Source organism: Nitrospira sp. MA-1, assembly GCA_032139905.1.
Classification (GTDB): domain Bacteria; phylum Nitrospirota; class Nitrospiria; order Nitrospirales; family UBA8639; genus Nitrospira_E.
This window is the reverse complement of record JAQJDB010000006.1, coordinates 1,109,728-1,135,536: the sequence shown is the minus strand read 5'-3', so window position 1 is coordinate 1,135,536 and position 25,809 is coordinate 1,109,728. Positions and strand designations below refer to the sequence as shown.

At 50.1% G+C, this 25,809-nt stretch carries 30 protein-coding genes; 14 read left to right on the top strand and 16 right to left on the bottom strand.

Going from position 1 to position 25,809, the window contains the following annotated elements; genetic code table 11:
- The first annotated feature begins 2 nt into the window (after positions 1–2).
- The 5 genes from PJI16_12315 (at position 3) to PJI16_12295 (ending at position 4,171) form a co-directional block, all read left to right on the top strand.
- Entirely contained in the window at positions 3–1,721 is a 1,719-nt protein-coding gene (locus tag PJI16_12315) for an FAD-binding protein (GenBank protein MDT3778343.1), read from the top strand.
- 114 nt (positions 1,722–1,835) lie between these two features.
- The gene (gene sdhB / locus PJI16_12310; protein MDT3778342.1) at positions 1,836–2,795 is read left to right on the top strand and encodes a succinate dehydrogenase iron-sulfur subunit; all 960 of its coding nucleotides are present in this window, start codon (positions 1,836–1,838) and stop codon (positions 2,793–2,795) included.
- Positions 2,792–3,676 (top strand): CoB--CoM heterodisulfide reductase iron-sulfur subunit B family protein, encoded by an 885-nt coding sequence (locus PJI16_12305; GenBank protein MDT3778341.1) that lies wholly within the window; start codon positions 2,792–2,794, stop codon positions 3,674–3,676. Before sdhB ends, PJI16_12305 begins: the two co-directional genes overlap by 4 nt.
- A 97-nt stretch (positions 3,677–3,773) precedes the next feature.
- Positions 3,774–3,986 carry a type II toxin-antitoxin system HicB family antitoxin gene (locus PJI16_12300; protein MDT3778340.1) on the top strand — a complete coding sequence of 71 codons (213 nt, stop codon included), beginning with the start codon at positions 3,774–3,776 and terminating at the stop codon, positions 3,984–3,986.
- Positions 3,983–4,171 (top strand): type II toxin-antitoxin system HicA family toxin, encoded by a 189-nt coding sequence (locus PJI16_12295; GenBank protein ID MDT3778339.1) that lies wholly within the window; start codon positions 3,983–3,985, stop codon positions 4,169–4,171. The genes PJI16_12300 and PJI16_12295 overlap by 4 nt, the downstream gene beginning before the upstream one ends.
- 167 nt (positions 4,172–4,338) lie before the next feature.
- Here PJI16_12295 and PJI16_12290 read toward each other — a convergent pair whose 3' ends face one another.
- Positions 4,339–5,310: a DUF2891 family protein gene (locus PJI16_12290; GenBank protein ID MDT3778338.1), complete on the bottom strand. Its 972-nt coding sequence runs from the start codon at positions 5,308–5,310 to the stop codon at positions 4,339–4,341.
- Positions 5,311–5,489: 179 nt separating this feature from the next.
- Between PJI16_12290 and PJI16_12285 the strand changes: the two genes are divergently transcribed.
- The 4 genes from PJI16_12285 to PJI16_12270 all read left to right on the top strand — a co-directional run bounded on the left by PJI16_12285 (position 5,490) and on the right by PJI16_12270 (position 7,987).
- Entirely contained in the window at positions 5,490–5,924 is a 435-nt protein-coding gene (locus PJI16_12285; GenBank protein MDT3778337.1) for a hypothetical protein, read from the top strand.
- A 269-nt stretch (positions 5,925–6,193) separates the two neighbouring features.
- Complete coding sequence (locus tag PJI16_12280) at positions 6,194–6,580, top strand: SET domain-containing protein (protein MDT3778336.1); 387 nt, start codon at positions 6,194–6,196, stop codon at positions 6,578–6,580.
- Positions 6,581–6,776: 196 nt separating this feature from the next.
- Complete coding sequence (locus PJI16_12275) at positions 6,777–7,223, top strand: hypothetical protein (protein MDT3778335.1); 447 nt, start codon at positions 6,777–6,779, stop codon at positions 7,221–7,223.
- 446 nt (positions 7,224–7,669) lie between these two features.
- Positions 7,670–7,987: a hypothetical protein gene (locus PJI16_12270; protein ID MDT3778334.1), complete on the top strand. Its 318-nt coding sequence runs from the start codon at positions 7,670–7,672 to the stop codon at positions 7,985–7,987.
- A 102-nt stretch (positions 7,988–8,089) separates the two neighbouring features.
- Here the strand turns inward: PJI16_12270 and PJI16_12265 are convergent, their stop codons facing one another.
- The gene (locus PJI16_12265) at positions 8,090–8,452 is read right to left on the bottom strand and encodes an HIT family protein (GenBank protein MDT3778333.1); all 363 of its coding nucleotides are present in this window, start codon (positions 8,450–8,452) and stop codon (positions 8,090–8,092) included.
- A gap of 395 nt (positions 8,453–8,847) precedes the next feature.
- Between PJI16_12265 and PJI16_12260 the strand changes: the two genes are divergently transcribed.
- Positions 8,848–9,657, top strand: coding sequence for a hypothetical protein (locus PJI16_12260; GenBank protein MDT3778332.1), 810 nt, complete (start codon positions 8,848–8,850; stop codon positions 9,655–9,657).
- Between the two features lie 45 nt (positions 9,658–9,702).
- Here PJI16_12260 and PJI16_12255 read toward each other — a convergent pair whose 3' ends face one another.
- The 13 genes from PJI16_12255 to PJI16_12195 form a co-directional block, all read right to left on the bottom strand.
- Positions 9,703–10,395: a glycerophosphodiester phosphodiesterase family protein gene (locus PJI16_12255; GenBank protein MDT3778331.1), complete on the bottom strand. Its 693-nt coding sequence runs from the start codon at positions 10,393–10,395 to the stop codon at positions 9,703–9,705.
- A 385-nt stretch (positions 10,396–10,780) separates the two neighbouring features.
- Entirely contained in the window at positions 10,781–12,820 is a 2,040-nt protein-coding gene (locus PJI16_12250; protein ID MDT3778330.1) for a TonB-dependent receptor, read from the bottom strand.
- 273 nt (positions 12,821–13,093) lie between these two features.
- The gene (locus PJI16_12245; protein MDT3778329.1) at positions 13,094–13,819 is read right to left on the bottom strand and encodes a ZIP family metal transporter; all 726 of its coding nucleotides are present in this window, start codon (positions 13,817–13,819) and stop codon (positions 13,094–13,096) included.
- 371 nt (positions 13,820–14,190) lie between these two features.
- Positions 14,191–14,685 (bottom strand): hypothetical protein, encoded by a 495-nt coding sequence (locus PJI16_12240; protein ID MDT3778328.1) that lies wholly within the window; start codon positions 14,683–14,685, stop codon positions 14,191–14,193.
- A 185-nt stretch (positions 14,686–14,870) separates the two neighbouring features.
- Entirely contained in the window at positions 14,871–15,215 is a 345-nt protein-coding gene (locus tag PJI16_12235) for a cytochrome c (GenBank protein ID MDT3778327.1), read from the bottom strand.
- A gap of 69 nt (positions 15,216–15,284) precedes the next feature.
- Positions 15,285–15,983 carry a c-type cytochrome gene (locus PJI16_12230; protein MDT3778326.1) on the bottom strand — a complete coding sequence of 233 codons (699 nt, stop codon included), beginning with the start codon at positions 15,981–15,983 and terminating at the stop codon, positions 15,285–15,287.
- Positions 15,984–16,011: 28 nt separating this feature from the next.
- Positions 16,012–16,530 carry a cytochrome c gene (locus PJI16_12225; protein MDT3778325.1) on the bottom strand — a complete coding sequence of 173 codons (519 nt, stop codon included), beginning with the start codon at positions 16,528–16,530 and terminating at the stop codon, positions 16,012–16,014.
- Positions 16,531–16,625: 95 nt separating this feature from the next.
- Entirely contained in the window at positions 16,626–17,222 is a 597-nt protein-coding gene (locus PJI16_12220; protein ID MDT3778324.1) for a superoxide dismutase family protein, read from the bottom strand.
- A 91-nt stretch (positions 17,223–17,313) separates the two neighbouring features.
- The gene (locus PJI16_12215; GenBank protein ID MDT3778323.1) at positions 17,314–17,778 is read right to left on the bottom strand and encodes a cytochrome c; all 465 of its coding nucleotides are present in this window, start codon (positions 17,776–17,778) and stop codon (positions 17,314–17,316) included.
- A 510-nt stretch (positions 17,779–18,288) separates the two neighbouring features.
- Complete coding sequence (locus PJI16_12210) at positions 18,289–19,575, bottom strand: DUF2130 domain-containing protein (protein MDT3778322.1); 1,287 nt, start codon at positions 19,573–19,575, stop codon at positions 18,289–18,291.
- 80 nt (positions 19,576–19,655) lie between these two features.
- Positions 19,656–20,126 (bottom strand): toll/interleukin-1 receptor domain-containing protein, encoded by a 471-nt coding sequence (locus PJI16_12205; protein MDT3778321.1) that lies wholly within the window; start codon positions 20,124–20,126, stop codon positions 19,656–19,658.
- Between the two features lie 143 nt (positions 20,127–20,269).
- Positions 20,270–20,521, bottom strand: a complete 252-nt coding sequence (locus tag PJI16_12200; GenBank protein MDT3778320.1) for a hypothetical protein — start codon at positions 20,519–20,521, stop codon at positions 20,270–20,272.
- 237 nt (positions 20,522–20,758) lie between these two features.
- Positions 20,759–21,058, bottom strand: coding sequence for a hypothetical protein (locus PJI16_12195; protein MDT3778319.1), 300 nt, complete (start codon positions 21,056–21,058; stop codon positions 20,759–20,761).
- A 407-nt stretch (positions 21,059–21,465) separates the two neighbouring features.
- On the opposite strand from PJI16_12195, the gene PJI16_12190 reads away from it, so the two are divergent.
- Together PJI16_12190 and PJI16_12185 are read left to right on the top strand one after the other, a co-directional pair.
- Positions 21,466–22,158, top strand: a complete 693-nt coding sequence (locus tag PJI16_12190; protein ID MDT3778318.1) for an SDR family NAD(P)-dependent oxidoreductase — start codon at positions 21,466–21,468, stop codon at positions 22,156–22,158.
- Positions 22,159–22,266: 108 nt separating this feature from the next.
- Positions 22,267–22,860, top strand: a complete 594-nt coding sequence (locus PJI16_12185; GenBank protein MDT3778317.1) for a heme-binding beta-barrel domain-containing protein — start codon at positions 22,267–22,269, stop codon at positions 22,858–22,860.
- Between the two features lie 991 nt (positions 22,861–23,851).
- Here the strand turns inward: PJI16_12185 and PJI16_12180 are convergent.
- Positions 23,852–24,448 (bottom strand): carbonic anhydrase, encoded by a 597-nt coding sequence (locus PJI16_12180; GenBank protein MDT3778316.1) that lies wholly within the window; start codon positions 24,446–24,448, stop codon positions 23,852–23,854.
- Between the two features lie 216 nt (positions 24,449–24,664).
- Between PJI16_12180 and PJI16_12175 the strand changes: the two genes are divergently transcribed.
- Together PJI16_12175 and PJI16_12170 are read left to right on the top strand one after the other, a co-directional pair.
- Positions 24,665–25,018, top strand: coding sequence for a TraR/DksA family transcriptional regulator (locus PJI16_12175; GenBank protein MDT3778315.1), 354 nt, complete (start codon positions 24,665–24,667; stop codon positions 25,016–25,018).
- Between the two features lie 157 nt (positions 25,019–25,175).
- Positions 25,176–25,787 carry a class I SAM-dependent methyltransferase gene (locus tag PJI16_12170; protein ID MDT3778314.1) on the top strand — a complete coding sequence of 204 codons (612 nt, stop codon included), beginning with the start codon at positions 25,176–25,178 and terminating at the stop codon, positions 25,785–25,787.
- Positions 25,788–25,809: the final 22 nt, after the last annotated feature.

Here is a 25,809-nt window from a genome sequence, read left to right as displayed (position 1 = left end):
GAATGATGAACTCTGCCTTTTCTTATGATGTGCTCGTCATTGGTGCCGGCCTGGCAGGCATGCGCGCCGCTATTGCCGCGCATAACCAAGGGGCTTCTGTCGCCCTTCTAACCAAAGTCCACCCCGTGCGCAGTCATTCCAATGCCGCACAAGGCGGTATTAACGCCGCCCTGACGGACCGGGGTGACATGTGGCAAGACCATGCCTTCGAAACAGTGAAAGGCAGTGATTATCTAAGCGACCAGGACGCCGTTGAGGTTCTCGCCCAAGAAGCCGGCCAGGATATTATCGCCTTGGAACATATGGGAGTGATCTTTAACCGCAATGAAGAAGGGCACCTCGGTACGCGCCGATTCGGTGGACAGAAACGCGCACGAACCTTTTTCGTGTCCGACTTTACCGGGCAGGCTATGCTGCACGTACTGTATGAACAAACCATGCAGGCTAAAATTCCCGTCTACGAAGAATGGTTTGTGACCTCTCTCGTGAAAGACGACCAGGGACGGTGTGCGGGAGTGGTGGCCTTTGAAATTCGCACCGGAACATTCGCACTATTTCGAGCCAGATCCGTGATCATGGCCACAGGCGGCTTAGGCCGTGTGTACGAACCCAGCACCAATGCCTTGATTTGCACGGGCGATGGGATGGCCGTGGCCTATCGGGCTGGCGCCCCCTTAATGGATATGGAAATGGTGCAATATCACCCGACAACGCTAAAGGGGAAGGGCCTCTTAATTACGGAAGCCGCCAGGGGAGAAGGGGCCTACCTTCTCAACAGCAAGGGCGAGCGTTTCATGGAGCGTTATGCGCCCAATATGCTGGAACTGGCTTCGCGGGATGTCGTCTCCCGTGCGGAACAAATTGAAATTAATGAAGGGCGTGGCATCAAAGGTTGCGTCCTACTCGACTGCCGGCACTTGGGACGAGCCTTCCTTCAGGATCGTCTCGGACAAATCTACGCCGAAGCCAAAACCTTTGCCAATATCGATTTAGCCGAAGAGCCGTTACCCATCCGGCCAGGCATGCATTACCAAATGGGGGGCATCAAAACCGACACCGAAGGCCGATGTTGGGATGTCCAAGGCCAATGGACCGGCGTGCCAGGCCTCTTCGCGGCAGGAGAAACCGCCTGCGTGAGCCTGCATGGGGGCAACCGGCTTGGCGCGAACTCTCTGTTGGACACCGTGGTGTTTGGCCGACGGGCAGGAACATGTGCCGCAGAGTATGCCAATACGAATCCTCCTCCCACCATTCCGGATAGCGCCATGGACAAAGACAAACATCTGGTGGCTAACATCGTGTCACGGAAAGGACCGGGGGAACGAGCGGCGGCGTTGCGCCTGGAGATGGGCACCACCATGAACCGGCATGTATCGGTCTTTCGTGAGGAGGAAGGCATGGAGACGGCCCTTCACCATATCACCACACTCAAAACACGTTGGCCAGACATCACTATCCAGGATAAGGGACAGGTGTTTAACACCGGATTAATTGCCGCACTGGAACTGGGGTTTATGTTGGACTGTGCAGAAGCCATTATCGTGGGCGCCCTCACCAGACAGGAAAGCCGTGGAGCCCATTTCCGGACGGATTTTCTTGACCGGGATGACGAACACTGGCTCAAACATGTGTTGCTGTATCATAGGCCAGACAGTCCTCCCCATGTCGAGTATCTACCAGTGCGCATCACCCAATGGCAACCTCAAATTCGCGTCTATTAATGGAGCCAAAAATCCGATCATGTCTTTTATTGAATCGCGCACGAACGACAAGTCACCCCCTAACGGCTTAAAGGAGATATACTGTAAGCACAAGCCGAGGAATTACCCACACTGATGCACACCACTCTTCGCATACGTCGCTTTAATCCGGAACACGATCATCCCTCCTCGTACTATCAGGAATATGATCTGGAAATCGATCCTTCCGACAGTGTCCTCGATGGACTCATTAAAATTCGGGAAACCATTGATGATTCCCTAACACTTCGTTGTTCCTGTCGCGGGGCCATTTGTGGATCTTGCGGTATGCGCATTAACGGACACGCCACACTGGCCTGTAAAACCAAAATGATTTCCATGGCCTCGGAAGGTGAAACGATTCAGGTTGAACCCATGAATAATATGCCGGTCATTAAAGATCTGGTCACCGACATGGCGCCTTTCTGGGCAAAGATTCGGCAGATACAACCGTGGCTCCAACCACAAGGGCTGCCTCCCACGGCCGAATACACCGCCTCACCCGAGTCCATGAATCACCTCTCAGGTGTCATGAGCTGTATCATGTGTGGCGTCTGCGTCTCTGACTGTACTGTCCTGGAGGTCGACAAGACGTTCGTCGGGCCTGCCGCCCTGGCGAAAGCCTATCGGTTCGTCGCCGACCCACGGGATGCCGCGACTTCCCAACGCCTGAACTTCCTCAACCAACCCAGTGGCATGTGGGATTGCACCCGATGTATGGAATGTATTCAGGTCTGCCCCAAAGGGGTCGGACCGATGGACCGGATCATGGCGTTGCGGGCAAAAGGCCTGGCGAAAAAAGTTCCATCAACCTGCGGTTCCCGCCATGCCGAAGTCTTTACCGATATTATTAAACATAAAGGCATTCTGGACGAACCTATGCTGGCGATCAGAACCTTCGGCCTTAAAAATATTGGCAGATTACTCGCCATGATTCCCATGGTCCTCCAATCCCTACTCAAAGGCAAAGTCCCCCCATTAGGTCCGCTTCACCGTCCGATCCCAGGCATTCAGCACATTCAACGGCTCTTTAAACAGGTCAGGATTACACGATGAAATACGCCTTTTTTCCCGGTTGTGTCTCAAAGGGGGCCTGCCCCGAGCTGTATCAATCCGTCATGCAGGTCTATCCCAGATTGGGAATCGAACTCGCAGAAATGACAACTGCCTCCTGTACCGGTGCAGGTGTGTTGCAGGAAAAAGACCCGCGGCTGGGCGATGCGCTGAACGCCCGTACCTTTGCGCTGGCGGAACAACAAGGCCTCCCCATCATGACGATTTGTAGTACCTGCCAGGGGGTGATGAGCCAAGCCAACCATCGTCTCACCACTCGACCACACTATCTCCAGGAAATGAACGACTTGCTCCGGGAAGAAGGATTAACCTATCGGGGAACAACCACAATCAAACATTTCCTGTGGATTCTCTTGGAAGACGTGGGCGAGGAGACGTTGCGGCAACATATCACCCGTCCCTTATCCGGTCTTCGTGCCGCGCCGTTTTATGGGTGCTATATCCAACGACCGACCGATGCGCTCGAATTCGACCGGAATCCTGATCGGGGAAAATCTCTTGAACGGATCATCGAAATTTTAGGAGCAGAGGTTGTAGACTTCCCGGGGAAAACCCGATGCTGCGGGTTTCCCATATTGACCATTAATGAAAAAAACTCGCTCGCCATGGTGGCCACCCATACGCGGGATGCTCAATCTCACGGAGCGGATATCATGGTCACTCCTTGCCCGCTCTGCCATCTCAATCTCGACGGCATGCAGACCAATGCCGCCCGTCAGGAACAGACTTCTATTGATCTTCCGATTCTCCATCTTCCACAACTGCTGGGCCTCGCCATGGGGTTGGATATCAAGAGCCTCGGCCTAAACCGCAATCTCATTTCTCCCAAGTCGGCTTTGTCCAAAATTGGCGTTGGTCTGTAATCACAAGAATTGACAAGGCAAGGAACTGCCTCTAGTCTCTGATTAGAAGGGATGTCTATTTATCATCCACTTTGAACGTCTTCAAAGGAGCAAGTCCATGAGTCAAACGTATACGGCGATTATCAAACAAGAAAATGGATGGTGGATCGGGTGGATTGAAGAAGTACCTGGCGTGAATTGTCAGGAATCTTCTCGAAAGGAACTTGTCGAAAGCCTTCGAATTACCTTAAAAGAGGCAGTGGAATTTAATCGTCAGGAAGCATTAGGAGCAGCGGGAAGCGACTTTGAAGAAGAAAAAATTCCTGTATGAAAAGAACTGATCTCCTTCGATACCTGCGCGCTCAGGGATGTGAGTTCTTACGAGAAGGAGGTCGACACTCATGGTGGCATAATCCCAACCTCAACAAACGATCAGCTATCCCAAGACATACTGAAATTAATGAAAACTTGGCAAGAAAAATTTGCAAGGACTTAGGGGTTCCTTCAGCCAAATAGGAAATGTGTCGATCTTCGATACCCCCATTTTCCTCGGCCACGCCATGGGATGAATCCGAAAACCTGAGACCCCTCCCGCAACCTCATTCCTCCCGAATCATCACTGGCAAAAATTGGTTGTGGCTTGTCACCGTAGGTTTCTTGTTATTAACGAGAAAGCTGCGGTTTTAAAACAGCCTTTCATCGAAGCTTAACGCAATAGCATAAATACCGAATTGGGGCACCCAATGCCCGTGCTTTCGATAGTCATCCCGCCAGTACTGCGGCAAATCCATATGCGTGACAATATGATTGACGTACAAGTCACGAAATGCCAGGTCCTGAGTGGATTGAAAGAGCGTCCAGAATGCCCAAGCTCGGCTAAAGTTGAGCCCTGCGGAATGTGGCGTGTAAGCTGTGGGGATCGGTTCCATAGAAAGGCCCTCTGGACAAAATGACTCAAACCATCGCCAAGATTCTTCTTGGGGAAGAATCGTAAAAATGGTTCTGGTCCGTTGCAGAGAGGCCGCAAAAAACTCATCCGTCACGTTGTCATATGAAGGAGGCAAGGTCTCATCAAGAAGGACAACCCACATTCGTGTAAACCTAAGAAGTTTTTCGATTAATACTTGGTCAGCCTTCCATTGACTCCAATTCCACAAATTCAGCAAGGCCCATGACAAATTACCATAGTTCCTCTGTTTCAAATGACAAATAACCTCTCCAGCGGGAAGAGAAAAAATCCATTGTTCCAATTGTGTGGAAATTTCTGCCGCCAACGGTAACAAGTCTCTATTCCCCCACCCCTGCTCCCGTTCTATGGCCAGTTTCAAAAACCAAGAAAAACCATAGGGTATTTCATGATGAAGTTCCCCGTTCCTGAGTGAGGCCAGCTCTGCCTCCAGACAATCAGGCGTGAGTGCCGCATCGACTATTTCAGCCCAGCGATGTTGTCCGGTCAATCGTGAAGCCGTTAATAACGCGTAGGCGCCATGAACACTGGAATGCCAATCGATACACCCACAGAAGATCGGATGAGTGGTGTCCCGCCGGAGAAAACTCTGTTCCACCGTCTCAGCCAAAATCCGTACATAGTCCAACCTGGCCCCGCAGAACGCCTTCCAAGACTGATAGTGTTGATCGGATCGTACATTCACCATTAAGCCAATTCCCTCCTCGAATAGTACCCTACCTCACGCTATCATTCCTTCGGTAAAGAGGTTTGTTCCTGGAAAAATTTCGTTTCCCCTTGCCAGATTTTGGATACGCAAACTTATCAGGGATCTGCTACACTCTCCCAAGTTCGGATATCTCATTTTCACAGACAAAGGCCTTTTCCATGAATTTTGATCCAGCCATCGCCGCACTGCAAGCTCTTCAACAAGCTGAGGACCAAGGAGAACTTGGCGATCTTGAATCGGACGTTTTAGAAGCGGAGGCGATATTTTCCACCGATCAAGGACCACAGGCCAAGCGCGCATTTGATACCCTTCAGGAATTGGGAGCCCAGCTTCCACAGGCTCGACACCTGCAGGAGTTCCTCATTTACATTACCTGGCAGCAAGTCACCGAAGGCCCCCTGCCCCGATATTTTCAACTTGGGCTGGACCTCTGCGATCGGTTCCTCGATCGATTCGGGAAGCAGATTGAAGGCACCCCATCGCATCAACAGGTAGTCGCCATCCGGGAATCGTTTCAAGGCGGATTAGGCATCGAGGAAGAAGAGAATCTCATGCCGGAACATGATGAGGATGCGTTTCTGGGCGGTGATTGACCTTGATCCATTTTCTGTGAACCCGCCGGTGGCTTTACCAATGATTAGACTTATGACCGGTCCGTCCGATCCAGTGAATCCGCATCGCCGGAAAATTGATGCTGTCTCTTCTTTCGCTTCATCTCTTCTACATCCTTGCCTCACCAACTTCGCATTTTGTACAGTTTTCTGAAAGTCCTTTCCCTAGAAATTTTCCAACGTATTGTTGTCATCTGCCCATGCCTCCAACTCATAGAGCTTCGGCCTGCAAAACCAAATGGCCCGTTCCGATGGAAGTCAAACTCAGCGCCATTGAGGGCCGTGGCTTATTCACCAAAGTAACATTGCGACCCAGACAAAAAATCGGTGAGTATGAAGGGGAACGCATCACCCAACGGGAAGGACGAAGACGGGCGAAAATCCAAAAATGGATTGCCATTGTCGAAGTAAATAATGGCAAGTCAATTGATGGGGCAGAAGAGACAACAGGATTCCGGTTCATTAACCATTCCTGCACACCCAATACCTTCATGCGCATTATAGGTGAACGGGCAGAGTTTTATGCCTTACACCCGATCAAGGCCGGAACCGAACTCACGCTCGACTATGGCGACTCACACCATAACGGGGAACTACCCTGTATGTGTCAGACCACAAACTGCCGGCGTTTCATTTAAAGCGTCTTTTTTTCGTCAAAAAAGATCTTCAACCATCAAATGAGGGCATTCAACGCAACCAATTAGAAAAACAATTGTTAAGAATTTTCCCTTACTCCTTACTTTTTATAGGGTCAGGCAAAGCAGAGACACTCTTTCATTTGATATACTAGAAAATTAACCCTTTCAATTACTGGTTTTCACACAGGAGGTAGGAATGAATCGGACAAGTCAACGCCGCATGATCCAAGAGGGAACCATCCAAACAGTTTCGCGCATGATGGGGCTTTTCATGCTGACCATCGCATTGAGTCTGTCTGGCGCAGCAGCCTGGGCCGATGGAGACGGTCATGGTTACAGTCATGATCCAAAATCCAAACTGGAGAAGCTCACGAAGAAGCTGGATCTTACGAAAGAACAGCAAGACAAGATCCTCCCCATCATTGAGGAAAAACACCAGAAGATGGAGGGACTTCACCAACAAATGAAAGACATGCGCCAACAGGCCATGGCTAAAATTGAAGCTGAACTCACTCCTGAACAAAAGGAAAAATGGAAGGAAATGCAAGAAAAACGGGCGGAAAAGATGAAGGAATACAAAGAAAAGCATGGAAAAGAATGTGACAAAAAAGGCAAGCATGGCAAGGACGAAGACGACGATTAACGCCTAGGCTACCCACGGGGGTCGGATTAATTCGTCATCCGGGTTATCTCCGACCCCCGCTCCCAAGCCCCTTGGCTTACTCCTGCTTCTTATCCTGCTCTCGAAAAAGTTTCAGCATACATCAATCTGTCCCATCCTCCATCGCCCTCACCGATGGTGATAACGCATAGCCTTCTGTCATCTCCGCCATGAGTAAGTAGGGATCTATGAATAGATGCCGTTAGCTTCTAGGGAATGACTCCTATGGAGAGACAGAAAACAAGATGAAGGCCGGCCGATACCACCCGCCGGACATAGTGGGAACGAACCGGTACAAATCCAAGAATGCCTGGCAACACAGAAGCGGACGAATTCCTGATGATTTTCCTTAATTTCCTAATAGACCACATAATTGGTAGGGTAGAACCATCCACAGGAGGAACCGCACTGTATAGGGGGCTCAATTCATGCTTGAAATGGTAGAAATTCGGGTCAGTTATCGATATGTGAAAGAACATTCCTGGGTCGTACAGGGCATCACAGGATTTCTTTCTGCCTATTTCATGGAAAAACCAGGATTTGCATTAAAACGCCACTTTGAAGAATTGGAAACCGGCATGCACGTCTGGTTGTGCGATATCCCGCCCAAAATGAAAGTTCCCACGCTCCTGAGGCGGTTGAAGGATGACATCCCTCCCTGCCAATATAAACAGCTCGAAACCAGCCCGCCGGCGCGACCGCAATTTCTTATCGATTCACTGGAGTCGGAAACCGCAACCTCCTAACCTATTTCCAAAACAAGGATTTCGAACGGACAGGAGGGGCGGAAGGAGAACAGGGCATCACGAAAACCCCTGTGAGATGAGCTGAAAACTTGCCTGAGAAGGCTAAGAAGACCAGGGGGATTGTGTGGGATCGATGCACAACGCCGACCGAAGAAGGTGAATCCGTTCGGCCAGTTGTTCAGCGGGAAGCCCTACGGGCTCATGCGGCACACACCACACCGGTTTTAACAGATCGGGATCGGTCTTGAGCCTTGGAATCAGATGCCAGTGCATATGAGGAACCTGATTACCGAGCAATTCATAGTTGATCTTCTTCGCGTCAAACACCTGCGCCAGTGTCTGCGCCGCGTGGCTAACTTCCTCCATCAACATGCTGCGCGCCACTCTGGATAAATCAAACAGTTCGGAAACATGCTCCTTCAACACCAACACCGTCCATCCGGCAAAAAACTGGTCCTCAAACACAAACGCTCTGGTCAGACCACAATCGACAAGAAAATGATCCTTGAGCGGCCATGCTCCAACACATATTTTGCAAGAGGGCTCGGTCACGGCAATACGAAAAGCGAGGGGATCAAGAATTCACCATGAGAGAGAAAAGATTTTATAGACCTACCAGTTAATAGACGAACCCAATTGACTCATGACACTTTCTCCTATTCTGGGACAACATACCGCACCTTCCCTTCACCGTTAAAGTCTTAATTTTTCTTCATGGTATATTGGAATGTGTCGAGAATATGTAAAAAAATGACCATAGAAACCAACAATTCAGAGACGTTCCAGAGTTGTTACCTGTTTGCCATCAGCAGTACATCTTCCATCGTGTTGCCACTTCCTTATGTGGAGAAGGAATCCATATGACAATAGAACCTCATCGCTTGTCCAGAAGAACCCTGTTAAAGCGGGGAATGGGCATCTTCGGCTTATTAGCTGGAGGTTTCAGTGGCGCCTCCAGCCTTGCAGAAATACTCAAGGAGCCCACTCCACGCCAAACCCTGGGGCCCTTCTTCCCCGACGAGGGAGATCCGATCGATGCCATTCGCGAAAACCACGCCATCGGCATTCCCATTAGTCAGGCGAACGATCAGGATCTCACGTTTGTCAAAGGCCGCAGGGGAAAAGCCAAGGGGCAGGTCATTTATTTGAAAGGAAAAGTTCTGAGCGCAAAAAGCGGCAAGCCGATACCTCACACCTCAATCATCATGTGGAGCGCCTCGGCCTCCGGCCGGTATAACCACAGAGAGGATAACGGCATGTTGAAATTCCCCCATCCCACGACCGGAGAAATCATTCACCGAACCTACGATGCGTATTTTCAATACTGGGGACAAGCGGTCACCAATGAGCAGGGAGACTATTGGTTCAAAACCATCGTGCCCGGCTTTTATCCTATCGACCTGCAAGCCGGCCTGTACCGCCCGTCCCACCTACACTTTCAACTGGTACCTCCAGGGCACCCGAAACTGGTCACACAGCTCTATTTCCGTGGCGACCAAATCCCCAACAATGAACTGAACCAGAAATTACTGCCAATGGATGTGGTCATTCTGGATGCCGGGCTCACAACCATAGACCTGGAGAGGGTGATAGTGGACTATGCCCCCGATACGTCGGGGGAGAAGTCGGATGGTTTGGTTGGGCGTTACGATTTTATAGTTCCAAACTAGTAGGCAAGACAGTTTTTCTGAACAGGCAATTTGGTGCAAGCTGGACTAGATCCGGTCGGGAAAGTTGGAAATAATCCCATCGACTCCCATTTGCTTCATTCGGCCAATATCTTCAGGCTCATTAACCGTATAGACAAACACCTTAAAACCTTGCTCCTGGAACGCCTTTACAAGCGGAGGCGTCACAGTATCCCACGCCACTCCCACATGGGTCGCTTGAGCGGCGGTGGCAAAGGCCGTGTAAGGTATGGGCAGGTCTTCGATTAACGCCAATGTGAAAGCATCTCCTATCAACCTTTTTACCGGTAACAGCTCCTCATGAAAAAACGAGGCATAAATCACTGTCCCCTGAAAGTCAGCCGCCTTCACCAAAGCGCAGACGTCAGCAGCAATTCCCCTCACCTTTAGCTCAATCATAGCACCGGCCCGTCCACTGAGACAGGCGAGCGCTTCTTCAAGGAGAGGAATCCTTTCGCCCCCGCCCGCATCCAATTCCCGAAGTACGCTGAGCGACAAATTCTCGACAGTTCCCTTTCCGTTTGTCGTCCGGTCAACCAAGTCATCATGAAGGAGGACCAGCGCTCCATCTGCCGTCCGCCGGACATCAAACTCAACCATGTCGACACCCAATTTAATAGCCAGGTTCAGAGAAGCCAGCGTATTCTCCGGGGCATGGCCTGCCGCACCCCGATGACCGATACGGATTGGATGAGCTGGATGAAGTGGTGTATTGATCATCAGTGAACTCATTATTGTGGCCGTTAATAAACGTAGGAAAAAGAAATGGCGTCATTGGCATTAAGTTTACCATGACGCCCTACTCACAGATCGAGCGAGGCAATGAGGAAGAGCCATTGAATTATTGGACTCCAATCCCCAGGGCTAAAGGGAATTCCCCACTAAGGCAAACTCGTCACTTTTTGGGGATTGGGACATTTATTCATAATATGTCCCCCTGAGCACTGGGATTCCCCTCATAACCTCAACCACCAGTTGGCAGGTTCATCCAATACCACCCAATCGGAATTGGCCACAATTCACTTCCTCCGCCTATAGCATCAGGAATGGACCACCGTTGTCTATTCATCACTGCATATCCTTCTGCAGTGGTTAACGTCCCCCTTCAGAAATTGAGCGTGATCCATCCCATCACACGGCTGCGAATGGTATCACCCAACGGATGTTCCTTATGTTTGTCATTGAGGGCATTAAACACAGAGATGCTCGCTTCCGCTTCCCGAAGGTATTCCGTTGGAGGTCTTTGGCGCCAAAACTTATAGCCGGCCCTTAGGTTGAGTAGGTTATAGCTTCCCACACTCACGGGGATGGTTGTGCCTGCTGGTAAACCCGGGGAAAATGTGGTAATCGGATAGGTGGCCTCACTGACAAAGTGAAAGGAGGCCTCACCGTTGAGCCCGTTATTCCACTCACCCCGCACCCCAACATTCACCTTTGATCGGGGAACTGAGCGACGGGTCAGACCGGTGAACGACTGGTCGATTCGCTCGTAGGCATAATTGACAAATCCTGACAACCACTGTGTGGCGAGAAATTCAAACCCAACCTCACCACCATAAATATCGGCATGTCCTGAAGCATTACCAAATGTTGCGAATGTGGCAGTGGACTCTGGACTGATCAATTGAGAGATATGGTTAAAAAAAAGCGCAGATCGGGCTCGTAAGCGATGATTAAAGTACCATCCTTGATATTCAACTTCATACGACACGATCTTTTCCGGCTTGAGATTACCTGACCCGTCAAAGGGAACCGGCGTAGGTGCCGGGGATGGCGGAGGCGGAGTGACCACGACCAATGCCGAAGCATGGCTTTGCACGAGCGGAGGAGGTCGATAGGCCAGGCTTACTCCGGCTCGAAGGGTATGACCCGGAAGAATCGTGTACATCAAGGCCATCCGTGGACTGACTGTGGGATGAATCTGATTATCCATGTCATACCGCACTCCCACGACAGTTGTAAGATTGTGGATGATTTTCCATTCGTCCTGGACGTACAATCCCAACCGATTCTCCCTGTTGAATCCGTTGAATGCTGGACTCGACAGGGTGATATGGCGGAAATTAATCCCATAGGTTACCCGGTGGTTCAGAATCAATTCCACCGCATGCTGAGCATCGAAGTTGTAGGTATTCGAGGTAATCGGAATATTATTGACCTTGCCGTTCGGATCGGCGAGTTGCACCAGAACTCCTTGTTGGAGCGGAACATTCGAGCTTCCAACGGAGTCATTTATAATGTTCCAAAAACCACGAAGAAGAAAATTACCCTTCTCATAGATAGCTTGAGCATATCCGAGTTTGGGCCTGCCCTTTTGGAGGTCCGCGTCGAATAGGGTTCCATCAAACCGGTTGGTATCGACCAACCCGCCTGAAATCGTAAGTTGGGAAATGTCCGGAAATATGTAATGAGTCTGGGCATTAAATTTGTTCGATCGGAAGGCCAGGTGATCCCGATCTCTCCATTCTTGGGTTTGGTCACGCCCGAATGAAAGGCGATAATCAAATTTCCCGATAATGCCAGCGTGGACTACCGCACTGCTGATAGTTCCAAGTTCCCCTCCCCCAAACTGGGCGATGGTTCCCCGAAGTTCCTCAGCCGACTTCGTGATGATGTTGATCACCCCGTCAAAGGCGTTAAATCCATATACGGCGGAAACCGGTCCCTTCAGCACCTCAATACGCCGTATCTCAGGGAGGACGACGGGAATAGATTTCCAGAACACAATGCCTAGAGCATCGTTATAAATGACCCGTCCATCCACCATCACTAGCATCTTATTGGCTTGCAATTGGTTGTCGCCCCGAGCACTCACATTGAAATCTGCACCGGTCACCTGCATGACCTCCATACCGGGAATACGGCGGAGGATGGTGGGCAGATCAATGGCGCCCGAGTGACGAATGTCCTCATCAGTAATCACATACACATTGGACGGAGCTTCTGAGATTGGCTGTTCGTAGCGGGAAGCAATACTGACACTTTCCTCTTCTTTCAAGAATTCAAGGGCGTCAATGAGGTGGGCTGTTCCGTCAATTTCTGAGATCTTGGCAAGCGGTGCCTCAGCCTGTGCAAGAACAGACAGATTTAACACAAACAATGGGGCCCACAGAAAATGCGCCGATTTGCTTATCTCGACACCCATGCTGTAAGCCTCTGGCAATCCCTAGTTCAGGATGTATACCGAGTCTGGCTTCCGAGAAGTCTTTTCGTATGCATCTGGTAAAAAACCTAACTATGCGCAGAAAAACTCCTATCCTAATCCCCGAAAAAATTACTCGCTAACCCATTCTCATCCCTCCCCTTTTTTCCTCTTTGAAACAAATCCTAACCAAGGCATTGAATAAAGTATAGATTAGGCTGGCGACCGAGCCGGCTGGACAATTTCCGGGCCGAGTCTCGTGAGAATTTTATTAAATTACCCGTGAGTGAGAATGATGCCCAGGGCGACTAGAACGCCGGCTCCCATGGCGGCCAGACTGTAGGGACGGTCTTCCCGCTCGGCTAAGGGCAATAGATGCGTGGCTCCGACATAGACAAATGCCCCAGCTGAAACCGCCAGCAGCGCGCCAAGAATGGACTCATTGATTTGATGAATGATGGGGATTGCCAACAATGTCCCAATCGGTGTGGTAAGAGCCGCAGCCAGAAAGGCCAACAGCCATGACTTTTTCGGAGTGAACCCGCTGCGAAGTAACAATACATAGGTGACGATTCCTTCCGGAAACTCATGCAGGACCATTCCAATACCCGCTAACGTTCCGGTTAAGACACTGACGCTAAACGTGATGGCATACACCACCCCATCCAATGTCGAATGCAGGCCAATCCCGAGCAGAGGAATCAGTCCAATGGCTGTGTCGGGAGTGCTATCGCAGACATAGGCATGAATGAATCGGTTGAGCAGATGGAAGGCCAGATAGCCTCCCAGCAAATATACCGGAGCCTGCTCATTCATGTGGAGGGCTTGAGGAATGATATGGAGAAAGGCCACCGAGATCAGTACCCCGGCTGCGAAACAGGAAAAATAGGAGGCATTATGTTGTCCCCATGCTCCAAACCGACGAATGACATAGAGACCTGTGGTCGTGACCCCGGCCGCAAGAAGACTGGCCAGGATGGCATATCCGTAGTGGCTATTCATCAGGAAATCTGCGTATTTGTGGAAGGCTTGGAAAAAGATACCTGTCAATATTCGGCAGGCATAACACAATAAGGAGAGGATTCTAATCCTAACACTCAAGAGAAACAATAATTATGGGAATTTCTTGCCTGAATTGTAAAAATCTGATCTATATTTGCCAGACAATTCACAATAAACTCTATGCTGTTCATAAACAAAACCTGAAAGGCAATGTCATCCTGAGTATACGGAATAAGCTCGCTGATACTTGGGGCTTCTCAACCTAGGCACAGATTCTTCGCCATGGGTTCCGAATGACAAACCGGTTAGGGGCTACTACAAGCACACAGAGTTCGTCCACTGTTGGGAGAGTATTATCAAATTTTCACAATTCAATCCTGCAAGCGAAAGACTTGATGGCATTTCACGCAGGCGTGGATGGTCTGCTCGAGATGAGGGAGAATCTGCTTGAGGTCTTTGGTCGGGATCATTTCGCCCATGGCTTCTGCAGCTTGATGATGCGCCATAGCCAGCTCATGGTATTCAGGCGGGAATATGGCACCCTGCTCACGCTGCATGGCCACATGGTGTTTCGGGAAACCCAGTTCCTCATTTGTCAGGATAGCGGCCTTGGCAAAGTCTTCTCGCGCTAAAGCGCCAACGATGGCTTCAAGGGCTTCAAGATGCTCTCGCATCGTCAACTTGAGACCCTCTTGTGCGGCCTGGGGAAGATCCAATGCCATACGCTTTGGCAACGAGGCCTTCGGCATCTCATGTTCCAGCCTGTGTGCGGCAGAATGTTCGGGCTCCGCGATAGAGAAACCAACGTTCCACCATAACATTAACGCACCAAGGGTCATTCCAGCCCAGACCTTTCCCGGTTTCATGCCTCTCTCCTTTTTCATGCGACGGCATTTGGCCAAAACCATTCGGCTTAGCAAATAGGTCGGCCTAAGCTGACTGTCTCACGCAGGTCCCCGTCTTGATAGTCCGTAGAATGATGAAAAGGTTTTTATTGTTGCCATTCTGAGGATTGAATCAGAAGAGAATCCATTATCTTGAGAATCAACTTTTACGGTTTCAGGGAACGGAGATAAGCAAGAAGATCGTTTAATTGTTCTTCCGCTATGGCATCTTTAAAGCTGACCATGGAGGTGCCCGGTCGACCATTCTTGATCACATCTTTGAGTTCATCGTCTGACTTAAACTGAGTTTTCTGACTGGTTAAATTGGCGGGAGGAGGGTTGGTGTATCCGGCCATGGCACCATCACCCTTCCCGTTTAATCCATGACAATGCCCGCAAGTTTTTCGAAACAACGTTTGACCTTTTTCGACATCCCCCCCACCGGCAAGAGCCGGGCTTGTCATGACCAGTATTAACGCTAGCCCCAGGACCACTATCGAAAAATTCCTCATATGGTTTTTATGTTTCATCCAACTGAAGCACCGGTGCATCTGTCACTCTCTTGTGGATGTCTATTATGGTTATCTGAAGGTCATCATGTACGCCGTGATCGCGTAGATATCCGTCTCCGGTAGGGAAGGCTTGGGAATATAGGCTCCACTTCCTGGAACAAAGTCATCAGGGTTCAAATTGAAGCGATAGACCCAATCCGCCTGGAGACGATTCCCCATATTGACGAAAGACGTACTGGACGTCCCACCCGTATAGCCACGGCGATTGTCCGCTGGCGTCCAATGGCAATTTTGACAGACATGCTCGCGGTAAAGTTGCTCCCCCCTGGCCAGTTCTGCCGATGTGCCCGGTTTCATCATGCCTTCGGTGATTCTCACATCCTTCAGGGTGCTCAAGAAATCGGCCACCTTTTCCGCTTCTCCGGGTAAGAGCGCAAGATGCCGCCCCTTGCGCTTGAACTTAAAATCGTAACCGACCGGATAGAGTTTTTCCTTTGGATTTTGGAGCCAGGCCACTAACCAGTCCCGTTGATATTTATTACCAGCCCAGATCAAGTCCGGCGCCTGTTTTGTGGAGCGCGGCATTGGCGCGCCATGAATTCGGTGGCAACCAACACAGGTGGACTGTACGATGCCTTCTCCCTCATTCGTGAGGTCAGCCGCTCCTGCTGGGACGAACAAGCCTGCAAGCATCCAGGCAAGAAGAAGGGTTCCTTTGATAAATCCGCATGCTGTTCGACAACCTATCCCAGCAACATTCAATCCCATCACCTGCCTTTCTTCTACACCGAACAATTCAGTGCTTCATCATCCCCCGACCCTGGTGCCCTTGGCCTCCCTGAGGACCTCTCCCTCCGCCATGTGATCCTCCGGAAAAACTTTGCTCATATTGCATCACTGTCCAGATCTCTTCATCCGAAAGCATTCCACCAAATGGAATCATCCCGGTCCCCGGCGATCCATATTTGATCACCCAAAAAATTTCCCCTTCAGACCGATGCTTCCAAAAGCCATGTGACCGAAACACCCGAGGCGGGGGATTGAGGGTCGCGGCACCCGGGCCATCGCCGCGTCCACTGACACCGTGACAATTGATACACGTGCCCTTGCCCTCATAGATCGCCTTGCCTTTTTCGACGATTTCCGGTGAGGACGGCAACGGGCTCTTCAGGGATTTGGCTTCAGCCAGCTTATCCGCCGGGACGCGTGGCATCATCATCTGTTGATGACCATGTTCCTGGGCCGCCACCGGGGATCCACTCACCGCCAGCGCCAGGATAACTCCACTTGTCCATTGAAATGTCTGTCTCATCATGCCTCCTTCTGTCTTTCCTTCTGGGTATCCTGCAACCGCACGCGGAATGTGCCAACGCCTTCATTTGCCCCCCGGTCAAATCGAGGCTGCTCTGCCTACATCAATGATACCGGTTCAATGATTCCACAGGCATCACGGGCGCCTCCGGCACATCCCGGATTGAGTTCGCTATCTTGATCGCAATAGAGATCTTCGTTCGTGTGAATAATGAACGCACTGCCATCATGATCAAACACACTTAACCGGCCATCCGATAAGGCAACCCTGGTGGTCACCGCATGGAGTGTTCCGACTCCGTTGACGACCGTCATATTGACCAGATCACCCATGTGAAAGGGATGATTGAAGTCCGGTGCGTCAGGTGTAGACTTGCCAAAAGGCCCTGGATCATGATGGCCTTTTGCAGCCCCGCATGGTTGACAGCTTGCGACCTCATGGATATGGACGGCATGCTTGCCATCCTTTAATCCGTTCACCTCCATCTGGACATACAGTTTTTTAATCCCTTCTTCAGATTCAAATTCTTTGAGAGTGGCGGTTCCCGTAATGGCCGGGTCCGTACAGCCTTGAATCGTCGCGTTCGCCGTTTTCGATATGTTGTGACTCCCATAGTGACTACAACCTGACAGGACAGCCACCATCAGAGCGGCAACCCCTGTCATCTGACATATTCTGAAGTGGTTTTTTTGCATGATGTCCCTCCCTACATATCTCTCTCTATATGAAAAAGAAATGATGCCCGTTCACCCGATCGCCTGTCTTCTTATAAACATAGATGCGCCATTAGGTTCTTCCAAAAGTTCGGAGATAGGCAATGATCTGCCAGGCCTCCTTATCCGTAATATACTGCGGCATATACGCCACCATATCCGTACCATGACTCCCATGAATCAGAACCCAGAAAAGCTCCCCATCACTTCTGGCTGCCTGCCAGGCGGCATCCGCAAAATTGGTTGGCATCTTGATATCAGGAGGAAAGGTTCGACCCTCGGTCGGTGCCCCTGTGCCCTCCCAGCCATGGCAGTAGGCGCACCAGCCCTTGCCTTCATATAATTTTTTTCCGCTCGCAATAAATTCCTCTGTGGGGGTGAAGGGATTGGTAAAGGACAGAGCCTGTTCTATGCGATCGGATGGGACCCGGGGCTGAAGATCCCCGGCACTTCCCGCCCACACCGAAGCACAGGCGAAGGAAACCATTGCGACGATGATCCAGGTTTTCGATTGAATCTTTTGCTTCAATATTTTCATCAGAACTGTCTCCTTCTTTTGTGATATAGACTCGGCTCTTGCCTCTCCTTCGATAAGTCTTTCCAAATTGCGTGCCAATATTAACGTGAGTTTTTTCTACTGTTTTCATTTTTCAATCATGGAAATGAGGCTATTTGCCTCACTCGCTAGAGGATGCAGATGGACAAATTTCCCCAAACCGGTGTCGTGTGCTGTGAGGCCCCAATCCACACGACACTGAAAAGGAACCTCTCCCATCCTTCCAGCAATGATCATTTTTTAAAGGAAGCGACTTGGCTGTACAGGACAAACCTATTACCGGAAAGGCTAGTCCCCCGGAACCGAAGGCAAAAACCAGAGAAGGCCGGGAACCAGAGGTTAAAGTAAAGATGAGAAATGTTGCTAGATACCACAATGACTCAGGAGAATTGTGGCACGTGGCGGCAAGATTAGGGAGAATGAGTCGATACGGGCATGATCGTGCGAAGACCAAACCTTTGCTTTTATTGGCGAAAGCAGAGGCGGGAGTTCTTACAACAATTTTCCGTCGGATTCGTCCTTGGGTGCATCTAAGGCTTGAAGTTCCAGCCCTTCAATTTCCTGCATGGTTTTTCCAGCGATGCCTTGAAGGTCCCCATACATGCCCACCGTCGCCATCATGACCCGATCAATTTGTTCTTCACGCTTAGCCCATTGCTTCATGATGACTTTCCGCTCCTTATCAAGGTCCCCCTTCATCGAGGAAAACCCCTCTACGATCGCTTGCACCCGTTGACGGAAGCGCGGACCCATCAAATATTGATACACCATTTCCATTTTGGTTTGCTGCCCTTCCGAGGCTTGGCGGGCACCAGCTACCTCCATGAGGGTATTACGCATGGCAATGGCCAGGGGAAGAGCGACCTTGGGATGGCTGACCCAGACGCCGTCGATAAATTCGAATGTTTCCACTTCTTTGGGCAGGGCTTGGCTGACGATGATCGCGATTTCAGCCTTGGCCTGCCGCTGATCCTCGCGTAACTTGATGAGCCAGCCATCACTCCAGTTTTTGGTTCTCTTTGATTCCCACAAGATGGTTCCGCAGGCTTGGCCGATTGAGCTGGATACCCGGTGCAGCACATCGCCCCCATGCTCGCCTTTTGCCACGGGTTGAATCTGATCCAGGGGGAATTTTGATGTGAGCATCGCTTCGAGTTCAAGCTCCTGCACTTCGCCCTGAAGTTGCTGGGACCCCTGTTCGGCACGACGCTTAAGTTCTTCAATTTGTTTTTGCATGGAAGTAATCGTCTGCTCTTTCTCCATGACTTTAAACTTGAGCGCTTCTTCGGCTTCTTTTTTTGCCTGATCCCGCGTGACGGTGAGTCCTTCCTGTACGCGCTTTTCTATGGTGAGATCCAACTCGCGTTTGGCGTCATCCAGCTCCCGTTGCTTTCGGAGCAGATCGGCTTGGACTTTTTGGGCTTCCGCCAGCTTTTCATCCTTTTGTTTAAGTATCCCCTGAATCTCAAGAATTTCTTTGGACTTCTGGTCCAGATCGTTTGAGAGAGCCAGCCTGGCTTTTCTGGCTTCTTCCGCCACAATTTTGCCGCGTTCGAATTTCAGTTTGTCGGCGACTTGCGCGTCCAACGTTTCCTGAGATTTGGCCAAGGCAGCTTCGCGCTCGCGCAGAGCCGCTTCCCGCTTGGCGGCATCCGCATCTTTTTGAGCCAATCGTCGATCGAAGTCCCGCTTCGTGGCTTCGAGAAGTGGGGCCGCGAGCGATTCCGTCAGCTTGATTTCCGTTTTGCACTGGGGACACGTGATCGTTGGTTCAGTCATGGGAGTAATTTTTGATCGGCATGTAATAGGAAAAATATCATTTGGACGGAGGGTTCAGAAATACTTGGTCTTCTCAGGGATTATTTTTCCGAGATTGTATCCAAACGGGCTTCGATCTGCCGAAACACTTCCAACGCAAATTGATCACGATGGGAACCCGAACATTCCCCGTAGGATTTAGACGAGGAAAAACGCGGGCGATGCAGCCGAAAGATTTGCGTATGTTGTAAGCCTTTCAAATCATGGTGCTCCAGATCAATCGGTTGCAACATGACCGGAATAACGGACTTGCCGCCACTCTTCACAAACGTGGGAAGCTCGTGATCCTGAATGTATTGTGATCCGAGAAACGCCGGGCTGACCAGGACCAACCCCACATCACATTCTTCTATAGCATGCTGAATTTCTTCGTGCCATTTTTCGCCTACCAGAATATCGTTATCCCGCCAGAAGGTATAGTGATACAGCTTGGAGGGCGCAGCCTGCTCTTTGAACTTTTTCAAAAATCTGGTCGCCAGATCACGATTGGCCCGTGCATACGAGACAAACATCGTAATGTTCTTCTTCATGTTCGTAGGGGCAGAATCGACAGATATGCCCACCCATCCTAGCCAACCCCCGAGAAAATGTACAGAAGACTGTTGGTGACAATCAGGCAGGATAGCGAATCATTTCCAGGATTATCTGGCGAAGGTCAAGCCCAGACCCGGATGGCCCATTCAGGAATGGGCTGCCAGCTGTCCGCCTTTGTCAAAGATGAGAGGATTGACGGGAATACCGGCCCCAAAAAGTTGTGCCTTTTGCCTTTGGCCTCATCACCACCGTACTGACCAGCCCTTTGCTGGCAGCCGGAGACAACAATGAACTGCCATTCAAGGCCACCAGGATTTTCACTGAGACGATCGATCACGATATTGAGCTCCAAGCTTTCGTTGACGGTGGGCACATGAAAAGTTTACAGATCTCTGACGTCAGAGAACGAACAATCTTCAACATCAATACCCGAAGAGAGCTCGGACCTCAGGAATTAAGCGAATTGACCTTTGCATCGGAACCAGACCATTTACCTGAAAATGCATTGGACCAAACGAAGAAGCCAAGCAAGTCATCAGAGACTTTTTGGCCAAATTCCCGCCAGGAGCCTACGAATTCGAAGGAATAGCAGTAGGTAAATAGGGCAAAACTATAGCCAGACAACCTGAGCCAGATATAACCAAAGCAGGGCCCATGACCAACCATAGGCTAATAACCAGACCCATAGCCATAGCCCCATCCACTTCCAGAGAAACCCCAATCCAATACCCAGACCAAACCCTAAGGCCACACCACAACCTAAAACTAACCCAAGACTATCCACCCGGGGCCAAACCAGCATCCACAGCCAAGTCCAGAAAAGCGCACACACCAACCACAGGCACCAGGTCGAAGGCCCACCTGTCACATCCATAATTTTTCCCAGGCTAGATCTTGACGGGATACCCATCCTATTTCAGCCTCCATAGTTTCGCTTTTAAATGAACGTTGAGGATAAACCTCCGCTGCACATACACCACCCCTTAGCATTCCACATCGGATGGACGAAAGAATCAAAAAACCAGCGACACGAACATGACCAACCCCAACGTCGCATTCATCACACAAGTTCTTTATTACACCAATTGAAGTCTCCCCACAACGCCTGGTTTAGGAATATTGAGTAGGGTAATTGCCCTTTCAAAAGGCAAGCGGAGGAAGTTCATCACTTCCAATTTATCAGTGCCAGACCACACTCCGGAAACAACTCAAGCCTCCCTTAAGACGGACATTGATGCATGTTGATTCTTCTCTTCACATACCATGTCTTTCATGTCAGGATTGAGAAGATTTTATGACTCTGGTATTCAAAAGCCCATGCAACACACCTATTTACTCATAGGCAACTCCGACGGCATTGGCGCAGCCGTGACCCGGGCGCTGTTAGCTCAGGGAGATCGAGTCGTGGGTATTTCCCGGAGTCCTAGTCCACTCGGTCGGGATGGGCCTCGACATATCGTGCAGGACATCGCCGCTCCCGAGTATCCGCAGATTCTGAAAACGCTTCTTGCCGAAGAAGAGCCTTTTGACGCCTGCATATATTGCGCGGCCATTGGCTCGCGTTTGACCCTGCCTGATCTCTCACAGGAGGCGCGCGTTGTTGAGGTGAATTTCACGTCAATGGTACGAACCCTGGCCGCCCTCGCGCCGGGCTGGCTTGAGAAAGGACAGGGACACTTTATCGGCCTATCAAGTCTCGCCGATGATTTTTACAACGCCGACTCCCCTTCCTATACGGCATCAAAGGCCGGTTTCAGCAATTATTTGATTTCAATAGCCTTCAAGCTCCGATCGCATGGCATATACGTGACCAATATTCGCTTTGGTTTTGTGGATACGAAGCTGCCCAAGAACTCCTGGAAACCACTAATGATGACTGCCGATCAGGCTTCAGCCCATGTCATCCAATGCTTAAAATCCAAACCCGTGCAACTGAGCGTCCCCAAATTAGCAGGCCTGGCCATTCATAGTATTCGTTGGATGCAGTCAATGCGGATCTGGTGGTTTTAAAAAACATTCACAAACCATTTGTACGATTTGGTAAAGTCGGTTACGCCAGATTCCAAAAAAGTTCTATGTCCGTTCCTCCTCACACTTTCCTGAAAGGAGCCTATTCTCATGACCAAAGCAGATCATCCCGATGCCGCTGATGCCGAAATTCTTAGACACTTGGGTCCACTCGCTTCTCTAGCCGGACTCTGGGAAGGCGATCAGGGTGTCGATCTCGCACCAGTCAAAGAGGGTGGCCACGAAACTCATTTTCGAGAACGATTGCAGTTTGAACCAATAGGACCTGTAATAAATGGTTTGCAGGTGCTTTATGGCCTCCGTTATTCGACCATTGCCTGGCCGCTGATCAAGGAACAGCCGTTTCACGAGGAAGTGGGGTATTGGTTATGGGATGCGGCCAGCAAACAGGTGATGCGGTGTTTTATGGTTCCTCGGGGCGTCATGGTGAATGCAGGCGGGACTTCGGAGCCCGACGCAAAAGAGTTTCACCTGGCCGCTGACGCGGGATCCGGTGTGTATGGAATTCTCTCAAATCCCTATCTGGATCAGGCTGCGAAAACGGTGCGATATGAATTATCTGTCACCATTAACGAAACCTGGAAGTTCAGCTATAAGGAAGATACGCAGTTACAGATTGCGGGGCGACCTGAGGTGTTTCACCACACTGATCAAAACACCCTGACACGTGTCCAGTGCCTTTGACCCGTATTGATCATGCTGACAAAGAACTTATTTCCCGGTTGCATAGAAAGAATTCCCTTCCAAACGGGATTACAGCCTTTAATCCCTTACCTTGCTCTCTCTTCCCCACGCCATCAATCCATTGCAAACCATCGGAATGCCTATTGCCGAAGGTTGTTATAGGACCACAACTCTTCCGTTAGACATAATCCGGATTCTTCTACCAAAATTATCTCTACGATTCTTCTCCAACCGTTGATTACAATTCAAAGAATTCATCCTTTCTTCTAAATTTTTCCAGATAATGGCCTGATCTGGAAAACCTCTCCATCATTTGGTCCAAAAGGAGAAAGGACAGGAACCCATGAGGTCATTATTCAATTTCCGGCTTTCGTAAAAAAGGAGTCTGCCAATGAAAAAATGTGGGCATATGACTGCTATTTTTCTTCTGCTCAGCTGCACATTCGCTACCTATGGCTGGGCGCAAGACAACATGAGACGCAATGACTTTTGTCAACAACATGCCGACTTGTGGGACAGTGAAGGAAGAATTACCCTGGAGGGGCATAAGCTGTTATATCTTCAGCACCCCGACTGGTGGTTTGACTCTCAAAACAATACATGGAAGGAATGGCCCTCAGAGAAACCTCAGTGGACTATCGAGGAACATAAGAATCTAAACATGGATGGGCCGGACTGGTGGTTTGACTCTCAAAACAATACCTGGAAGGAATGGCCTAACGAGCACCAGGAATCCTTGGAATGCCATAAAAGAATCTATCTAAGTGGCCCTCAATGGTGGTTTGACTCACAAAGTAATGCCTGGAAACGGTGGCCGAGATAGTTCGAGCATTCCTTTCATGCACCTGTAATATACTTTCATGGCTCGGATTGATGATGGTTTATCCCATGTAGCAATTCGAGCCACCCACCTACGATAATTGCCTACGAAGAAGCCTCCCATTCGCAAATTTTGGCAGACTCTCACCAAAGACAGCCTCAGTGCAGTTATTCAAACGATAGTTGGGCTTTTTCTTTCTCGAGGATCGATGAAACTTCTTTTCTCCCAGTCATACACCCACACTTCACCCGTTCCTATGGAATAGACCCATCCATGCAGGCGCAAATTTCCCCGGCGCAATCCCGTTGCGACAGCCGGATGCGTCTTTAGATGATCGAGTTGAACTAACACATTTTCCCGTATGACGGCGGCAAATAACTCATCTCCGTGCAAATGCGTGTATAAATCTTTCATTATACGCACGGTGGTCTCGGCATGCTGAAGCCACGCTTTGACAGCAGGAAGCTCCTGAAGTTTCTCCTGATGCAACAAAGCCCCCATGGCACCGCAATCCGTATGTCCGCACACGATAATATCTTTGACTTGGAGGACCGAAATCCCATATTCGAGAGAGGCCGTACTGCCCCCGATAGCCGCTCCGTAGGTTGGAATTAAATTGCCTGCATTCCGAATAATAAACAACTCCCCCGGTTCAGTCTGAGTGAGTAATGACGGATCGATCCGTGAATCTGAGCAGGTCACAAATACGGCTCTTGGTTTTTGATGACCGGACAACCCGGCGAATAACTCTTTCTTTTTCAAAAACACCTCTTCCTGGAACTTGATTAACCCCTTCAATATTTTTTCAATGTGCTCTCCCTGCTGAAGGATTTTTAATTTCCTTTTGTCGATTATTGGCCTTTCACGGTCTGGCTGGGGTACATTGCTTCCATCATCCTCCAAACCCAATAGCGTCCTATGCCCGTTCTCTCGTATCCATAGTATAGGACAAGAAACACATAACCCTCTTTGATTCTTGCCCTCATGACACAGCCGACTTCTCATTACGACCATTTTCGAACAACGCTCCTGAACCTCAAGGACGAATTGCAGGCCGTATCCTCCACCGGGCAGGAAGCAGCCCAACCGGTGGAACTGGACCAAACGACGATCGGGCGCGTCTCACGAATGGATGCCCTCCAACAACAAGCCATGGCTCAAGCGGCTCAACAACGTCGACACATTCAATTGCAGCGTATCGAATCAGCCCTCCAACGGCTCGAAAACGGCAAATTCGGCTGGTGTCTGAGGTGCGAGGAAGAAATTTCCAGGAAACGATTAGACGTGGATCCCACCGCCCCCCTCTGTATCGCTTGTGCCGATGGAAGGAATCGATAATTGTCACAGGCGCTGCACAATCGACCCGTCCCCTACCGGAATCAACGAATGAACGCGGAGTACAAACCCACTCCATGCTCATCCTGAATTTTCTCGCAGGGGACATATCGCTATTCCTCATAACTGTCCACTATGTTGTAAACCGGAACCCACATTAGTGGGAAGTGACCAGTGTCGACCATACTTCTCCTGTGGACAGTGTCGGCTCATTTTCGTTCCTCCCGCCTATTACGTCTCACTCAACGAGGAAAAAAAACAGTACGATCACCATGAAAATAATTCTGAAGACCCGGGCTATCGAAAGTTTTTAAACCAATTAGCCGAACCACTCCACCAACACCTGAGACCCAATAGTTCCGGATTGGATTTTGGGGCTGGTCCGGGTCCAACTCTCTCTTTCATGCTTCAAGAATCCGGACATACCATGTCGATTTACGACCCCTTTTATGCGTACAATCCTGGAGTCCTGGAACAGACCTATGATTTCATCACGGCCACGGAAGTGGCCGAGCATCTGCACCATCCCGGACAGGAATTTGACCGGTTATGGGCACGACTGAAAGCTAATGGCATATTGGGAATCATGACCCAACTGGCACCACCCGATCGACCGTTTCTGGATTGGTATTACATCAAAGATCCGACGCATGTCTGCTTTTTCTCACACGAGACCTGGGCATGGTTGAATTCACGATGGGGAGGAGAAATCATCTATTTGCACAAGAACGTCGTCTTGTTTCGTAAACCGTCTGACTCCCAACACGGATAGATTCTCGCTCGCTCCCGACGTT

Excerpts from the sequence above, each read along its gene's own strand:
- PJI16_12215 (MDT3778323.1), bottom strand. The coding sequence starts at position 17,778 with ATGAAAATATTGAAGCAAAAGATTCAATCGAAAACCTGGATCATCGTC.
- PJI16_12210 (MDT3778322.1), bottom strand. The coding sequence starts at position 19,575 with ATGACTGAACCAACGATCACGTGTCCCCAGTGCAAAACGGAAATCAAG.
- PJI16_12260 (MDT3778332.1), top strand. The coding sequence starts at position 8,848 with ATGACAATAGAACCTCATCGCTTGTCCAGAAGAACCCTGTTAAAGCGG.
- PJI16_12290 (MDT3778338.1), bottom strand. The coding sequence starts at position 5,310 with ATGGTGAATGTACGATCCGATCAACACTATCAGTCTTGGAAGGCGTTC.
- sdhB (MDT3778342.1), top strand. The coding sequence starts at position 1,836 with ATGCACACCACTCTTCGCATACGTCGCTTTAATCCGGAACACGATCAT.
- PJI16_12255 (MDT3778331.1), bottom strand. The coding sequence starts at position 10,395 with ATGATCAATACACCACTTCATCCAGCTCATCCAATCCGTATCGGTCAT.
- PJI16_12300 (MDT3778340.1), top strand. The coding sequence starts at position 3,774 with ATGAGTCAAACGTATACGGCGATTATCAAACAAGAAAATGGATGGTGG.
- PJI16_12270 (MDT3778334.1), top strand. The coding sequence starts at position 7,670 with ATGCTTGAAATGGTAGAAATTCGGGTCAGTTATCGATATGTGAAAGAA.
- PJI16_12315 (MDT3778343.1), top strand. The coding sequence starts at position 3 with ATGATGAACTCTGCCTTTTCTTATGATGTGCTCGTCATTGGTGCCGGC.
- PJI16_12250 (MDT3778330.1), bottom strand. The coding sequence starts at position 12,820 with ATGGGTGTCGAGATAAGCAAATCGGCGCATTTTCTGTGGGCCCCATTG.
- PJI16_12190 (MDT3778318.1), top strand. The coding sequence starts at position 21,466 with ATGCAACACACCTATTTACTCATAGGCAACTCCGACGGCATTGGCGCA.
- PJI16_12280 (MDT3778336.1), top strand. The coding sequence starts at position 6,194 with ATGGAAGTCAAACTCAGCGCCATTGAGGGCCGTGGCTTATTCACCAAA.
- PJI16_12230 (MDT3778326.1), bottom strand. The coding sequence starts at position 15,983 with ATGGGATTGAATGTTGCTGGGATAGGTTGTCGAACAGCATGCGGATTT.
- PJI16_12285 (MDT3778337.1), top strand. The coding sequence starts at position 5,490 with ATGAATTTTGATCCAGCCATCGCCGCACTGCAAGCTCTTCAACAAGCT.
- PJI16_12245 (MDT3778329.1), bottom strand. The coding sequence starts at position 13,819 with ATGAATAGCCACTACGGATATGCCATCCTGGCCAGTCTTCTTGCGGCC.
- PJI16_12220 (MDT3778324.1), bottom strand. The coding sequence starts at position 17,222 with ATGCAAAAAAACCACTTCAGAATATGTCAGATGACAGGGGTTGCCGCT.
- PJI16_12175 (MDT3778315.1), top strand. The coding sequence starts at position 24,665 with ATGACACAGCCGACTTCTCATTACGACCATTTTCGAACAACGCTCCTG.
- PJI16_12235 (MDT3778327.1), bottom strand. The coding sequence starts at position 15,215 with ATGAGGAATTTTTCGATAGTGGTCCTGGGGCTAGCGTTAATACTGGTC.
- PJI16_12205 (MDT3778321.1), bottom strand. The coding sequence starts at position 20,126 with ATGTTTGTCTCGTATGCACGGGCCAATCGTGATCTGGCGACCAGATTT.
- PJI16_12240 (MDT3778328.1), bottom strand. The coding sequence starts at position 14,685 with ATGAAACCGGGAAAGGTCTGGGCTGGAATGACCCTTGGTGCGTTAATG.
- PJI16_12185 (MDT3778317.1), top strand. The coding sequence starts at position 22,267 with ATGACCAAAGCAGATCATCCCGATGCCGCTGATGCCGAAATTCTTAGA.
- PJI16_12275 (MDT3778335.1), top strand. The coding sequence starts at position 6,777 with ATGAATCGGACAAGTCAACGCCGCATGATCCAAGAGGGAACCATCCAA.
- PJI16_12295 (MDT3778339.1), top strand. The coding sequence starts at position 3,983 with ATGAAAAGAACTGATCTCCTTCGATACCTGCGCGCTCAGGGATGTGAG.
- PJI16_12195 (MDT3778319.1), bottom strand. The coding sequence starts at position 21,058 with ATGGGTATCCCGTCAAGATCTAGCCTGGGAAAAATTATGGATGTGACA.
- PJI16_12225 (MDT3778325.1), bottom strand. The coding sequence starts at position 16,530 with ATGATGAGACAGACATTTCAATGGACAAGTGGAGTTATCCTGGCGCTG.
- PJI16_12305 (MDT3778341.1), top strand. The coding sequence starts at position 2,792 with ATGAAATACGCCTTTTTTCCCGGTTGTGTCTCAAAGGGGGCCTGCCCC.